We start from the raw sequence: 14,871 nt of genomic DNA, 5'->3' as shown, positions 1-14,871 counted from the left end.
AACGCGACCCCTGCCGTTGCTGGTGGAAAAGCCGTTGTTCACCGACCCACAGGATGCGGCCCGGTTAGAAGAGGTTGAGCGTAGCTATCCCTGCCCCATCTGGGTTGCGATGGAATACCGATACATGCCACCCATTGCCGCTTTGATCGACAAGGCGGAAGCAACAGGCGGCGTGAAGATGCTGTCTATCCGCGAGCATCGTTTCCCATTTCTGGAAAAGGTCGGCCACTGGAACCGGTTCAATTGCAATACCGGAGGCACCTTTGTTGAAAAGTGCTGTCATTTCTTCGACCTCATGCGCTTGATCCTGCAATCCGACCCGGTGCGCGTGACCGCAAGCGGAGGACAAGCCGTCAACCATCTGGACGAAAGCTACGAAGGCGAAACACCGGATATTCTGGACCACGGGTACGTTATTGTCGATTTCGCCTCGGGCGCACGCGCCATGTTAGAGCTGTGCATGTTTGCGGAAGGCTCTCGGTATCAGGAAGAAGTATCGGCTGTTGGACCCGACGCTAAAGTCGAGGCGTTGGTACCCGGTCCAGGTCGCTTTTGGCCGGATCATTTGGGGGAACCGCCGGTGCCCAAGGTGATCCTAAGCCCCCGCAAACCGAAGGGGCCCACGTCAATCGATGTCCCCGTAGACGCCAGATTGCTGGCAGCCGGAGACCACAATGGGTCAACCTATTATCAGCACGAAGGGTTTCTGGCCGTGCTGCGCGGCGAAAAGGCCAAACCGGACGTCAGCTTGAAGGACGGTCTTTGGGCCGTACGGATGGGACAAGCGGCACAACAGGCGATGGAAAGCGGCGAAACCGTACGTTTCAGCAGCTGACCACAGCGTCGCATAGGGTTGAGTTCTGTAATCGCTTGGAACTCAACCCTTTATATGCGACTGTTTGAAAACCTGCTGGATGTTGCTTGCACGTGATCGGCAAGCACACGTGGTCAAGGTTCATTTGGTCCGCGATGGTTTCCTCATCGGGCGCGCTTCCGGGCCTTTTTTTGCGCGCACTTTAAAACTCTTGGGCTTCTCGCCGTCCTGTCGGCTTTTGTGACGTTCGGCCCGAGACCCCATCGGTTTCGACGGATCAGCCGCGTTTTTGCGCCGCGTGTTTTCCGTACCGCCGCCTTTGCGCGTAGGTATCTTTCCGGGGCTGCCCTGGCTCTTGCCCTGACTTGCCTTTGGCTTTGCAGACTTTGGTTTGTCCGGGTTTTCGCGGCGTTTGTGCGGTTTTTTCGGGCTTGGTTCAAACTCGGCGGGTTTCGACGCGTCAGCAGGCTTGCTGACTCGACGCGATGTATCCTCTTTCCGGTCCGCGCGTGGCGTTTTACGTGGTGCTTTCGGCTCAGCCGGAGGGCCTTTGGGCGAGGCGTCGAAATTCGGAACACCCGGCAATTCGGTCAATCGCGCACCCTGCTCAAGGTCAAGCTCAGGGCCAAGCTCGTTCTTTATTGCCGGCACTGCGTCGCTGAGGATTTCAACGAATGTTTCCTGATACTGGACACGAATGGCCCCAATCGCATCTTTGGAGATCCCGGCATTGCGGCATAGCATCGGCAGCAACCAACGCGGCTCAGCCCGCTGTTTGCGACCCAAAGACAACGAGAACCACGTACTTGGCCCGAAATCCGAAGCCTCTCGCTTTTTGCGCGCGCCCGGATCGGGAACTTCACCCAAAATCTCGGGCGCGGAATTGCGCTCGCGATAAAGACGCAGAAACGCCGCCGCAATCTTCTCAGCCGTGTGTTCTTGCAGAAGGCGCTGAGAGAATGCCTGTTCCTCGGCAGTTGGTGACTGAGTCCATCCCGGATCTGACATTAGCCGTTCTTCATCGCGGGCAAGGACCGCCTCGGCGGAAGGTGGTGTGCCCCATTCGGCCTCCAGCTTGGCGGATTTCAACAGGCGTTGTGCCTTTGACCGCTGACGCCCCGGTACAATCAGCACCGAAGTGCCCTTTCGTCCGGCACGGCCTGTTCGCCCGGACCGGTGCAACAGGGATTCCGCATTGGACGGCAGATCCGCGTGGATCACAAGTTCCAGCCGGGGCAGGTCAATGCCGCGTGCAGCCACATCTGTTGCAATACATACACGCGCGCGCCCGTCACGCAGGGCCTGCAAAGCGTGGGTGCGTTCGGACTGGCTGAGCTCACCCGAAAGCGAAACCACCGAAAACCCCCTGTTGGAAAACTTCGCTGTCAGGCGGGTCACCATAGACCGGGTATTGGCGAAGATGATCGCCGTTTGTGCATCATGAAAACGCAACAGGTTGATGATCGCCTTTTCGATGTCTGACGGGGCCACAGTCAGCGCAAGATAGGAGATGTCCGCGTGCTGCGCGTCTTTGTTGCCGACCTCGATCCGACGGGCATCTTCTTTTTGATAGGTCTGCGCAAGCTTGGCGATGCCGCGTGGCACCGTTGCAGAAAACAGCAATGTCCGACGGTTTTCCGGAGTGTGATCCAGGATGAATTCGAGATCCTCGGAGAATCCCATATCCAACATCTCATCCGCTTCGTCCAGAACAACCGCTTTGAGATCACCCAAATCGATCACTCCTCGCGACACGTGGTCTCTGAGACGGCCTGGCGTGGCGACGATGACATGCGCGCCGCGCTCAATCGCTCTGCGTTCCGTGCGCGCATCCATGCCACCCACGGCAGATGCGGTAACGATCCCGGCTTCTGAAAACAGCCAGTCAAACTCTCGCTGAACCTGCATGGCCAGTTCACGTGTGGGCGCAATAACCAAGGCCAAAGGGGCAGCCGGTCGATCAAACCGGCCGTCTTTGTCCAGCAGGTCGGGTGCAATTGCCAACCCAAAGCCAACCGTCTTTCCTGACCCGGTTTGCGCTGACACCAAAAGGTCAAGCTGGGCCAGCTCAGGTTGCGTCACCGCCACCTGAACGGGCGTAAGTTCGCTGTAACCTTTGTTGGTCAACGCCTGCGAGAGCGTCATGGGCAGGTCGAAGAGGTTGGGCATACGTCACCTTGCAGAAGAAAGATCACGCCCTTAACGACGATGGCAGAGTTTGTACAGCCTCGTTTGGGCCTGCAGGTTCGATCAGCAATGAAACAAACCGGAAACGGCAGGGTTTAACTTTTTTGAACTGTTGATGCTCGCAGTCTTGAAGCTGTCAGTGAAATCCGCGCGGGATGCTTTCCGTCCACTCTTTGACCATAACTTCGGCACCCTCTGCGCCTTCGGTAGCCCGCAGTTTTCGTTTCAGGTAGAAATTCTGCGCATCACAATGCATGGAACTCTGGGTCTCAATCTCCACGCTCCAGTCACCCCTTTCGAAGGTGAAACGCCATTGGCTGTTGAAACGCGCCGACGCAGGGTCATCGGGATGGATGCTGTAATGCATGGCGACATGACTGCCAACGACCAGTCCGTGATAGGGATCACGCGCTTTACCATAGTCGTCGAACGTGTCCAGAACGAGGGTCCCATCGTCAAGCACATGCTGATCGGATCGCCCTGACGGTGTGCGCAGTACTTCTGTTTCCAGTACAGGAAAATCCCGTGCCGAACCCGGGTTCTGCGGTTCGATTTCCACCTCAACCTCGCGCACCGGCAGCTGCAGAACGCAGCGGTTCAGATGCAGCGTGACCTTGACCTGCTCCGGTGCGGGCCAGACAACGGGCCAATAGCTGGTCGACAGCGCCAGCCGGAGCCGGTGCCCCGCGCGCAGGTGATGGGCGCATTCGTTAAGCAGGATTTCCGCCTCATAAACCTGCCCCGGCACAAGGGTTTCGGGCGTTTCATGACTGGCATAGTGGCAAAGATTGAGCGGCCGGTAGCTGATGCGCTGGGACACCCCTTCGGGAGAAACATCACATAGCCGCGCCATCAGTTGCGCGACCGGTTTATCGACGCTGAAAGCAAAGCGCAGCCGCGCCCGCCCTAAAACCTCTAGCGGTTCATCCAATACGGCAGTGTCGAAACATTGCGACAAGGCGTCATCGGGGGCCTGATCGCCGCACAGTTCGTTGTCAAAGCGCATTCCCGGACAGAAATAACCGCTGGTCGCTCCAACACTGGCCGGGCTGCTTACTGTGACCGTGCCGTTTGTGGGTCTGGTTCCAAACCCGTCCTGAGTTAGATGCAGAAACCGATCCTTCACATTGTCTGACGGCCAGTTCTGTTCGGCAATCCAGCGCCCTTTGCGTGGGCCGTTCTGTTTGGTCGGATTGAAGTGTTCCTGCATGAAGGTGCGATAGTCCGGCAGATCCTCAGCCCCGTTCTGCCGCCCTTTGAGCCAGCGATCAAACCACGTAATCACTTCCGAATGGAAATCGGATGGTGCAAGCTTTGAGATGTGGGCATAGCGATGCTCCCAAGGGCCAACCATCGCTTTGGCCAGGACTTTCAAATGGGTCGCCAGCGCGGAAGGCGCGTTGACATAGGCATCAGCCCAGCCCGTCATGGCCAGCACCGGAACTTTGATTGCATCCCAGTCCTCGCACACGGATCCGTGTTTCCAAAATTCATCACGTGTGGGATGCCGCAACCAATCCACCGCGGAAAAGGGCAGCGTTTCCATGCGGTTCAGCCAATCCGCACGCCAATCCGCACGCAAGTCCGGATCTGCCGGTCGCGACAGATAGGCAAACATCTGACTGGCCCAATTTGCATTATCGCTCAACAGACAGCCGCCCATATAATGGATGTCATCGGCATAACGATCCACGGTCGAAGCAACGGAGACCACAGCCTTGAGCGCTTCGGGTTGGCGGTACGCCAGTTGCAGCCCATTAAAGCCACCCCAGGAAATCCCGATCATACCAATATTGCCGTCACACCAATCCTGCTCTGCAATCCACGCCAAGACCGCCTCGCCATCGCTCAGCTCCTGCTCGGAATACTCGTCATCGAACTGCCCGTCGCTGTCGCCGGTACCCGAAATATCCACCCGGACACACGCATAGCCCGCGCGGGCAAACACGGGGTGAGTAGATTCATCCCGAGGTGCCGTGCCATCGCGTTTGCGATACGGCAGGTATTCCAGAATGGCCGGGCTGGGCCCGCTTACCGGCAGCCAGATCCGGGCGGCCAGATTGCGACCATCCGCCATTGGGATGAAGATGTTTTCAATTACCCTATGATCATATGTCACGAAGTATTCCCTTAGCGATTCTCAGGCACCCTAACCTCTTTGGCTGCCGCACTTAACAACATGAGCGACACCGCAGGCTAAAAACGCACTCGAAGCAGAAAGTGCAGATCACCACCGGACCGTTTTCGGCAGGGTTAAAGACACCTTTGAATTAACGCGTTTCTTGTGGGGCAGCGGCAAGTACCTCGACTTCGACCTTGAACTCCGGCCTCGTAAAACCGCTGACTATCAACAGCGTCGAGCTTGGCAAACGGCTGTGCGAGGCAAGATATTCGTCCCGTGCGCGCATGTAGCCTGCCATATGCGATCTGTCGGTTACAAATGCTCTGATATGCGCGACATCCCCTGCATCCATACCCGCTGACCGCAGAATTTTTTCGATGTTCTGAAAACAGACGACTGCTTGATCATATGCGCCTTTCGGGACGTTTTCATCTGCGCGAATCCCCAACTGCCCCGAGGTTTGAACAAGCCTCCAGTCGCGGGGGATTTCGACGCCATGCGCATAACGTGCGAACGGAGACGGCATATCGTTTGGGTTTAACTCTTTCATTTTCCTGTACTCTTTTCTGATTTGGAATTTTTCTTGCGAGTTCAAACTTTCTTTGCAAGTCTTAGCGCAATTCTCTGGCACGGATAATCCAAGGGCCACGTATTCCAGTTTCGTCAAGGAGGGCGATATGGGTAAGCGTGGTCATTTGCTGTGTGACAGGGATGCACTCTTTTTCAATTTCGGTCCAATACCGGGGACGCACCCGCCTTGTCAGGCATCCGGGCAGGCGAACGAAGTCACCCATTTGATAAGCGAACACGACCGACCACAATCCAGTTGTTTCTGCCGTTCATCGAGCCGTCTGTTTGGGAGGACCGCATGAGCATTCAAGGCTATTGGGCCGATCACAAAGCGCCGGATTTTCGTGATCTGCCAGATGATCTGGTTGCCGTTCTGCCAATCGGAGCTACAGAACAACACGGCCCCCACCTGCCAGTATCCGTTGACAGTGACCTTGTGGCCGCTGTGGTCGAGCGCAGCTTGCCGCGGCTTCATGCCGAGCAGAACGTTTTGATCCTACCGGGTTTGACCGTCACTAAAAGCGGCGAACATGATCGGCATCCCGCAACCCTCAGCCTGTCGGCGGATACCCTGTTGGCGGTGTTGCGCGACATCGGAGCCTCGGTTGCGCGGGCAGGTGTGAAACGGCTTGTGCTGTTCAACGGCCATGGGGGCAACACAGCCCTTTTGGATATTGCAGCGCGCGATTTAAGGATCGCGCACGAGATGATCGTTGTTACATGCTCGTGGTTCGGTTTTTCCGATTGGGAAAGTGTCCTTGACCCCGATGCTGCCTCGGTCGACTTGCATGCCGGAGAGTCCGAGACCTCCTCCATGCTGGTGGCTAAACCGCATCTGGTGGATATGAGTCGAGCGCAGAACTTTGTTCCGAGCATCCGGGATTGGGAAAAACGGTTCCACCATATCGGTCTGACGGGGCAAACCGCGCGGCCGGGCTGGATCATCGATGACTTGCACTCAGACGGTGCCTGCGGGGATGCCTCCGCCGCGTCGGTCGAAAAAGGCGAACAATTGCTGGACACTGCCGCCGCCAATTTTGCGTCGTTCTTGGCTGAGTTCGCACAGTTCGATCACCGGAGTGGCGCGACATGAATGTGCTGAACGCAACGAATTCGGTTGTAGTCGAGAATGTGCTTGTTCCTGTCTCGCTGCTCTTGGACCCGCGTGGTTTTGGCGGCACACAGACTTCGGATTGTTTGGCGGGCGATCTGATTATCCGGGGCGGGCGGGCGGTTAGTTTGCGCCCCAGCACCGCGCCTCACCATCCATCAGGTTTGATCACCCCGCGCCTGACCGAATGCCATGTCCATCTGGATAAATGCCACACGATCTCAAGAATGGGCCAGGTTGGCGGAGACCTAAATGCCGCCATGGACGCCCAGCGCCGCGACCGCATGTTTTGGACGGAAGACGACCTGCGTCAGCGGGCCAAACGGGGACTGCAAGAGCTGATGTCCTCGGGCTGTGGCATCGTTCGAAGCCATTTCGACTGGGCCGCTGATCCAGAAAGCACGTCACCTCCCTTGTCGTGGTCCGTGCTGCAAGAGCTCGCGGTGGATTATCAGGATACGGTCCACCTACAAATCGCCGCGCTGTTGAACACAACCGATTTGACAGACCCCGCCAAAGCAGCTGCGATAGGGCGCGAGGTTGCCCGTGGCAAAGGGGTGCTCGGGTTGTTCGTTTTAAACCAGCCGGATCGACACGCCGCGATACAGGTTGCGGTTCAGCTGGCCGAAAAACATGGCCTCGCATTGGATTTTCATGTGGACGAAGGCCTGCATGACGGGCTGGATGGGCTTGAGATCATTGCCGACACCCTCATCGAGACCGGGTTTCAGGGCCCGGTTCTGTGCGGTCACGCCTGCAGCCTGATGAATTTGGCAGGCGCACCTTTACAAGCGCTGCTGGACAAAACGACGCGCGCGGGTTTGACAATCGCCAGCCTGCCGACTTCGAACCTGTATCTGCAAGGGCGCGCGCAGGGGACCCCCGACAGGCGCGGAATAACCCGGATTGCCGAGTTGCAGACCGCAGGTGTTCCTGTCGTTGTGGGCACCGACAACGTGCGTGACGCCTTTTGCCCCCTTGGCCGCCATGATCCGCGCAAAAGTCTGGAACTGGCAGCGCTTACGGCGCATCTGGACCCGCCATTTGGTGATTTGCTGCCCATGATCACCACAAATGCACAAACAGCGTTGGGACTTACTCCGACCACCGTGGATGGGGCCGCGGTCGAAGACCTGCTGATCTTTGATGCCGCATCGACCTCGGACTGGCTGACCGGGACATCCGCGCCCAAACCCTTGAAGCACGCTCTGACAGGAGAGATTGCATGACGTCGATTTCAGGAAAAAGCGATCTGGACTGGGCGGCGTTTGCCAAGCGCCTCGCGCCGGTCGAAGTGATCGACGAACCCGTTCTGGTCAAGAAACGGTCGCGCGATTTCTTCTGGTACAGCCCGATCCTGAACCAACAGCTCAAACGCAGTTTTGGCGATCTGGTCGCCCTGCCGAAAACTGTTGAAGAGATGGCGCATTGCCTGAAAACCGCGCATGACGCAGATGCCCCCGTCGTGTTGCGCGGTGGCGGGACGGGCAATTACGGTCAGGCCGTGCCGTTGCATGGTGGTCTGATCATCGAAACCACCCGAATGAACCGCATACTGGAAATCGGAGAAGGATTTGTCCGCGCCGAGGCAGGCGCGCTGATGGCCGATGTCAACGCGGCGCTGATGGCACAAGGGTGGGAAATGGCGATGTTCCCATCGACCCAAGATATCGCGACGATCGGCGGTTTTATTGCAGGTGGCTCTGCCGGTATTGGGTCCATTGCAAATGGTGTCCTCAGAGAGCCCGGAAACATCCTGCAGCTCAAAGCCCTGTCCGTTGAAGAAAACCCGCAGGAATATGTGTTTGAAGGTCAGGACGTTCTGCAGATCCACCACGCCTGGGGCTTGAACGGTGTTATTACCGAAGTGACACTGCGCACGGTTCCCCACCCTGATTGGATCGGGTGCATGGCGACGTTCGACAGCTACAAAGAATGTTACTCCGCCGGGTACGCGGTTGCGACCGACGATCAGATCGGATGCAAACTGGCCAGTACGGTAGACGCGCGGATCGTGGAGTATTTTCCCCGACTGAAAGGCCATGTCAGGGCGAACAAGCACCTTCTTGTTTCGTTGGTGCCTGAGACCGATATGGCCCGGTTTCGCGGCCTTATTGCCGATCAGGGCGGAAGTCTTGATCTGGAATTGACCGAGGATGACCGGAAAGCAGCATCGCTGCCCCATGTGTTCGAATTTGCCTATAACCACACCACTCTGCAGGTTCTGAAAGCGGACCGGTCAGCGACCTACCAACAAATCGGCGTACCGGACGCCTCTGACGCGGGCGCGGTTGCAAAGGTTGGTGCAGCCTTGGGTGACGATGTCTGGCAGCATCACGAGTTCTCGCTGCTGAACGGTGATGTCGTCGCCTTTGATCTGCCAATCATCTGGTATTCCACCGAAGATCGCCTGCGCGAGATTGGCCGAATTTACGAAGAACACGGGCACGGCGTTTATGACGCACATAGTTTCCATGTGGAAAGCGGGGGTTTGAAAACCGCGGACTATTTGCACCTCGCCTGGAAAAAACGACTGGACCCAAAGGGTTTGCTGAACCCCGGCAAATCCCGCGCCTGGGATCTGGTCAAGGATCTGCCACCCGAAGAAATCGAAGCCAAAGCAACCGTGTAAGAGGTCGCCATGTCCGCATTTGAAACACGCCCCCTGAACCCGCATTTCGGAGTTGAAGTGACCGGGATCAATCTGACTGACGCCACCGACAGCCGGTTGTTCGGGCAAATACGCGCGCTATTCGAAGAACATTCAGCCCTCTTGTTCCGTGATCAGCACATCTCGGACGCCCAGCACAAGCAACTGGCCGAGCTGTTCGGCCCTATCGAGGACCGCAAAGCTGACGAGCGTAAAAAGGGCGAAAAATTCGAGGTTCCAACAGTTTCCAACGTGCGGGACGACGGTTCGATCACCGAAGAAATGGATCTGCACACGCTGAACCTGAAATCGAATTTCCTATGGCATTCCGACAGCACCTTTTTGCCAACACCTGCCCTTACGAATATTCTGATCGGCCGGGTCGTCACGGCCGAGGGCGGTGCCACGGAACTGGCCAGCACCCGCGCGGCCTGGGCGAACATGCCCGAAGATTTGAAGGCAAAGGTGCGCGGACGCGGCATCTGGCATCGCTACAGCCATTCGCGTCGCAAGATCTCGCCCGAACTGGCCGAATTGCCAATGTTCAACAAATGGCCAGACCAGCATTGGAACGCGCTGTGGCGCAATCCGGTAAACGGGCGTGAGGCGCTTTATATCGCGTCACACGCGTTCAAACTGGATGGCTACGGCGAAGCCGAAGGCCAGGCGATCATCGAAGAGCTCATCGATTTCTGCACGCAACCGCAGTTTGTCTATTCACACAACTGGCAGGTCGGCGATGTTCTGCTCTGGGACCAGCGCGCGGTGCTCCACCGTGGCACACCCTGGCCCTACGAACAGCCGCGTGTGCTGTCGAGCATCTGCTCGACCGTCACGGCAGCCGACGCAATCGAAACCATGCGCATATCACAATAGAACCCGGCAACGCGGCCGGGCACCACATGGCGAAACACGCCGCACCCACTGAGGGGTCCACCTCACGACCAACAGAGAGGAAAACACATGACTTTCAGAACCCGTACAGGGAAACCACTGCCGCAAGTGATTACCGATCAGGCCAGGAAGGTCGGCAAGGATGCGGTGAACCGCCGTGAATTTCTGGCCATCGCCAGCTCATTCGGGGCAACCACCGCCACGGCTTATGCGATGCTCGGCCTGCCCACACCGGTCCAGGCTGCAGCTGAGCCAAAACAGGGCGGTACGGTGCGCATCCAAATGGACGTACGTGGCCTCAAGGACCCGCGCACGTTCGATTGGAATGAAATCGCGAATTTTGCCAAAGGCTGGCTGGAAAACCTTGTTACATACGAAAACGACGGCACCTTCAAACCGGCCCTGCTGGAGAGCTGGGAGATTTCGGATGACGCGCAGACTTATACTCTGAACGTTCGAAATGGCGTGACCTGGAATAACGGCGACGAGTTTACCGCCGACGATGTGGCACGCAACATCACCGGTTGGTGCGACAAGTCGGTGGAAGGTAACTCCATGGCCGGGCGTTTCTCGGTTCTGGTCGATCCGGAAACAGAGCGCGCGCTGGAAGGTGCCATCGAAGTTATTGACACTCACACAGTCCAACTGAACCTGCCGCGCCCGGACATTTCCCTGATCGCAGGTATGGCAGACTATCCGGCAGCCATCGTGCATTCGTCACATGACCCGGAAAACATGCTGGGTAACCCGATTGGTACCGGTGCCTACCTGCCCGAAAGCCTTGAAGTTGGCGTTAAAGGCGTATTGGTCCGCAATGATGACCACACCTGGTGGAATGCCGGGAACGGCGCCTGGCTCGACCGTATCGAATACATTGACTTCGGGACAGACCCGTCGGCACACCTTGCGGCTGCGGATGCCGGTGAGGTCGACATGATTTACATTTCGGAAGGAGAGTTCATCGACATCCTGAGCTCACTGGATGGCTGGGTGGAAAATGAGGTCGTTACCATGGCGACGATTGTTATCCGTCCCAACCAACTGGCCGAAGTTGACGGCGTCCGGCCTTATGCCGACAAGCGTGTCCGTCAGGCCATATCAATGGCCGTGGACAACGCCGTGCTACTCGAACTTGGGTATGGCGGTCGCGGTGCAGTTGCCGCCAACCACCATGTCGGACCCGCGCATCCGGAGTACGCCGATATCGGCATGCCAACCTATGACCCTGCCCGCGCCCTTGAACTGATCCAGGAAGCCGGGATGGAAGACTATGAGCATGAGCTTCTGTCCATCGACGATGCGTGGCGCAAAGACACCACCGACGCCGTTGCCGCTCAGCTTCGGGATGCCGGTATCAAGGTCAAGCGCACGGTTCTGCCGGGGTCGACCTTCTGGAATGACTGGGCGAAGTACCCGTTTAGCTCAACCAACTGGAACCACCGTCCCTTGGGTGTCCAGATCTGGGCGCTGGCCTATCGGTCGGGGGAACCGTGGAACGAGTTCGGTTGGGCCAGTCCCGAATTTGACACGATCCTTGAACAAGCGCTTGCAACCCCCGATGTCGAGAAACGCCGCGAGTTGATGGCCCAAGGCGAACAGATTGTCCGCGACGAAGGGGTGACGATCCAACCGTATTGGCGGTCGCTGTACAATCACACCCGCGAGGGGCTTGGCGGAGCTGCCCAGCACATCTCGTTGGAAATACGTCCAGCGCAGATGTATTGGAGTTAACAACGCTGCGGGGTGGCCTGTGTCACCCCGCGATATTAGCGGAGTAAGTCATATTGTTTGAACTGGTGGTATTGGTTACGCAAACCGCAGCCGTCTTTTTTCTTGCCGCATGGCTAAGCACAGGTTTCATCGAAAACGTTATGCATCCCGATCTCAACGAGACCTTCACCACCCAGGTCCTGACAATGGAGCGGATGCGTGAAGAGTATCCCGAGGCGTATGAGGTCGTCGCCCACCGCAGCATCGAAAACCCCGCGATGCAAAAGTTCCTGTTCAAACTGATTGTTTGCTGGGAAGGCATCGCGACCCTTACCCTCTGGGCCGGGGTCGTGTCGCTTATCCTTGCCCTCATGGGTGTGATCGACCCCTCAAGCGCCCGCGCTATCGGGGTGCTGGGTGTTTTGCTGTTCACCGCCACGTGGGCTGGTTTTTTGATAGTAGGAAACTGGTTCTGCTATTGGTTTTGCCACGAAGGTGCACAGAATACGCACTACCAGATGACACTGTGGGGGCTGGCAACGATAGTGCTACTGATTGTGGCCTGAATCTCAACATCTGGTTGGATCATGAAAGGTCCGCTTCGGGCTCACCACGGCCCTCAGATGCTGCGCGGCATCTGAAAGATGGCTGCTGACCGTCATGCGGTGGACGGCCCTTAGCCGACACTAGAGACGTTGTCAGGATGCGGCGGTCGCAGCCCGCTAAAGCAACCATTCGTTGTAGCCGCGAGTTCAGGGCTCTTGTTGACGTCGGGATCAGCGGGCGAAGCGGACCTTGATGGTCACAGACTGAACATCGGCCTCTGGCATTGTAACGTGTGCTCTTCCTATAGGGCAAAAAAACTGGCGGTCCGTTTCGAGCAAACTTACAATGTCGGGCAACTTTCTTGTTTTATCTTCTACTTTCCGACAAGAATCGCATGTTCCCGCTCTATAACTTTCTCCCAATCGCCTTGCGCTTTCAGACCGGTCGAAGAGTCTCCCATTAGCGAAGTGACCATCAGTCTTCCGCGCGCTTTAGCTTCTTCCTTCGAAAATCCGGCCTGTTCAAACATCCAGGCGGCGAATTGGAACCGTTTGCCGATGGTTCTTTGATACGATTCTTTCACCTTCTCATCGGTATTCGCCCACACTGAGACAGCGTGATCCGGCAAGGCGGCATCCTCTTCAATAACCTTTTTCATAAGAAGAAGAATGCGGTCTTCCGGGGAACCGCCAAATGTCTTTGCCTGTGCGATCACTTTGTCAGTCAGTTCCTGCTCCCAATATCTGAGAACCTCATCCAGAAGCTCACGGACATTCTTGAAATGCCAGTAAAAGCTTCCGCTTGTCAGGTTCAGTCGCTTTGCCATTGGCACGACTTTTATCGCGGAAACGCCGCCCTCATTGAGGACTTTGTAGGCCAGAAAAATCCAGTCTTCCTTGGTTGCGGCATTTCTAGGTGAGTTTCGGGTGATAGTTTCTGACATTCAGATTATAGCATTCAATGTTTGACATAGAGTAGTCTATGGTCGTACCGTAGAGAAGTCTATGGACAACTGGGAGTTCACGACATCGTGCTCTCCGAAACGCCATGCAGAAAAGGGGGGATCAATGAAAAGCATTATGAATTCCACGACTGGCGCAGTATTAGCTTTGGGTTTGTCGTTGGCTGCCACCGCTTCAGCGCAAAACGCGCTGCCGACTGGTCGAACTGCCTCTGCAATTGAAAATGGTGTTTATCCCGCGTCCTACTTTCCCAACACTGAAATCCTTGGCGCAGATGAGATGCGTATCACTGCATTGGGTACGGGGATGCCAAACCAAACCAAGGCCGCCGTTTCGATTTCATTTTATGTTGAACTAGGAAATGGAGAAGTTTTCCTGTTTGACGTGGGCACGGGTGCAACGGGCAACCTGTTTTCGCTGCGACCGGATTTTGCAAAGATCGACAAGGTCTTCTTCAGCCATTTGCATGTCGACCACGTTGGAGATTTCATGGGTCTTCATGTTGGGGGATGGCTTTCGGGTAGATATACTCCGCTTCGCGTCTTCGGACCATCTGGGTCAGAAGACGAGCTTGGGACCAAAGCCTATGTAGAAGGCATATCTAAAGCCTATGCTTGGGATCTGGCCACACGTACGGGGGCGCTGCCGGATGATGGTGCCAAGCTCGAAGTAACAGAGTTCGATTACATGCAGGAAAACGAGATCGTTTATCAGGAGAACGACGTAACGATCCGTTCCTGGCCTGCGATCCACAGCTTAGATGGCTCGGTGAGTTATTCTCTGGAATGGAATGGGCTGAAATACGTCTTCGGCGGAGATACTTACCCGAACAAATGGTATGTCGAATATGCCAAAGGGGCGGACATCGCGTCTCACGAGGCCTTCCTGCCACCGGATGCGCTAGCCCCTTATTTTGGCTGGGACATGAAACAGGCGACCTATGTCGCTTCGCGCGTTCATACTGAACCTGCGGCCTTTGGCAAAGTGATGTCTGCGGTCGAACCGCGTATGGCGCTGGGGTATCACTCTGTTCTTTCACCCGAAAATTATCAGGCAATCCTTGAAGGCGTACGTTCGACTTACGATGGACCACTCACGCTGGCGCGGGATCTTCAGGTGATCAACGTGACCAAGGACCAGATCGTTGTTCGGGAAGCGAGCGTCGATGACTATGCGTTGCCACCAGCTGTGAGCGACGAATACATCAACGCCCCGCGTTCGGATGAAAAAGAGCCTTCTGATAAAGTCCAAGCAGGTAAGTGGGACGGTTACACACCACCTCCAATGCCGGATAACTAACGTTCA

12 protein-coding genes are annotated in these 14,871 nt (G+C 56.5%); 8 read left to right on the top strand and 4 right to left on the bottom strand.

Features of this window, described 5'->3' with window-relative positions; translation table 11 throughout:
• A partial coding sequence (locus AC2FNU_RS14755; RefSeq protein ID WP_496789832.1) for a Gfo/Idh/MocA family protein occupies positions 1-835 on the top strand: 835 nt, incomplete at its 5' end.
• A gap of 120 nt (positions 836-955) precedes the next feature.
• On the opposite strand, the gene AC2FNU_RS14750 is transcribed toward AC2FNU_RS14755, so the two are convergent.
• The 3 genes from AC2FNU_RS14750 to AC2FNU_RS14740 all read right to left on the bottom strand — a co-directional run bounded on the left by AC2FNU_RS14750 (position 956) and on the right by AC2FNU_RS14740 (position 5,718).
• The gene (locus tag AC2FNU_RS14750; RefSeq protein ID WP_496789831.1) at positions 956-2,983 is read right to left on the bottom strand and encodes a DEAD/DEAH box helicase; all 2,028 of its coding nucleotides are present in this window, start codon (positions 2,981-2,983) and stop codon (positions 956-958) included.
• 154 nt (positions 2,984-3,137) lie between these two features.
• A complete protein-coding gene (locus AC2FNU_RS14745; RefSeq protein ID WP_496789837.1) occupies positions 3,138-5,078 on the bottom strand; it encodes a CocE/NonD family hydrolase in 1,941 nt (646 codons plus the stop codon).
• A gap of 193 nt (positions 5,079-5,271) precedes the next feature.
• Entirely contained in the window at positions 5,272-5,718 is a 447-nt protein-coding gene (locus tag AC2FNU_RS14740; RefSeq protein WP_496789826.1) for a RidA family protein, read from the bottom strand.
• Positions 5,719-5,991: 273 nt separating this feature from the next.
• Here AC2FNU_RS14740 and AC2FNU_RS14735 point away from each other — a divergent pair, with 273 nt between their 5' ends.
• The 6 genes from AC2FNU_RS14735 (at position 5,992) to AC2FNU_RS14710 (ending at position 12,624) form a co-directional block, all read left to right on the top strand.
• Entirely contained in the window at positions 5,992-6,786 is a 795-nt protein-coding gene (locus AC2FNU_RS14735; protein WP_496789824.1) for a creatininase family protein, read from the top strand.
• Positions 6,783-8,033, top strand: a complete 1,251-nt coding sequence (locus AC2FNU_RS14730; protein WP_496789822.1) for an amidohydrolase family protein — start codon at positions 6,783-6,785, stop codon at positions 8,031-8,033. The genes AC2FNU_RS14735 and AC2FNU_RS14730 overlap by 4 nt, the downstream gene beginning before the upstream one ends.
• Positions 8,030-9,436: an FAD-binding oxidoreductase gene (locus AC2FNU_RS14725; RefSeq protein WP_496789819.1), complete on the top strand. Its 1,407-nt coding sequence runs from the start codon at positions 8,030-8,032 to the stop codon at positions 9,434-9,436. The genes AC2FNU_RS14730 and AC2FNU_RS14725 overlap by 4 nt, the downstream gene beginning before the upstream one ends.
• Before the next feature lie 9 nt (positions 9,437-9,445).
• A complete protein-coding gene (locus AC2FNU_RS14720; protein WP_496789817.1) occupies positions 9,446-10,330 on the top strand; it encodes a TauD/TfdA dioxygenase family protein in 885 nt (294 codons plus the stop codon).
• A gap of 87 nt (positions 10,331-10,417) precedes the next feature.
• Positions 10,418-12,079 (top strand): ABC transporter substrate-binding protein, encoded by a 1,662-nt coding sequence (locus tag AC2FNU_RS14715; RefSeq protein ID WP_496789815.1) that lies wholly within the window; start codon positions 10,418-10,420, stop codon positions 12,077-12,079.
• Between the two features lie 53 nt (positions 12,080-12,132).
• On the top strand, positions 12,133-12,624 hold the full coding sequence (locus tag AC2FNU_RS14710) for a DUF2165 family protein (protein ID WP_496789813.1): 492 nt from the start codon (positions 12,133-12,135) through the stop codon (positions 12,622-12,624).
• 353 nt (positions 12,625-12,977) lie between these two features.
• Here AC2FNU_RS14710 and AC2FNU_RS14705 read toward each other — a convergent pair whose 3' ends face one another.
• Positions 12,978-13,547 (bottom strand): TetR/AcrR family transcriptional regulator, encoded by a 570-nt coding sequence (locus AC2FNU_RS14705; RefSeq protein ID WP_496789811.1) that lies wholly within the window; start codon positions 13,545-13,547, stop codon positions 12,978-12,980.
• A 124-nt stretch (positions 13,548-13,671) separates the two neighbouring features.
• Between AC2FNU_RS14705 and gntH the strand changes: the two genes are divergently transcribed.
• Positions 13,672-14,865, top strand: coding sequence for a guanitoxin biosynthesis MBL fold metallo-hydrolase GntH (gene gntH, locus AC2FNU_RS14700; protein ID WP_496789808.1), 1,194 nt, complete (start codon positions 13,672-13,674; stop codon positions 14,863-14,865).
• Positions 14,866-14,871: the final 6 nt, after the last annotated feature.

Source organism: Ruegeria sp. BHSB064, assembly GCF_059613205.1.
The sequence above is the reverse complement of the archived record's forward strand: the minus strand, read 5'-3'. Positions and strand labels throughout refer to the sequence as shown.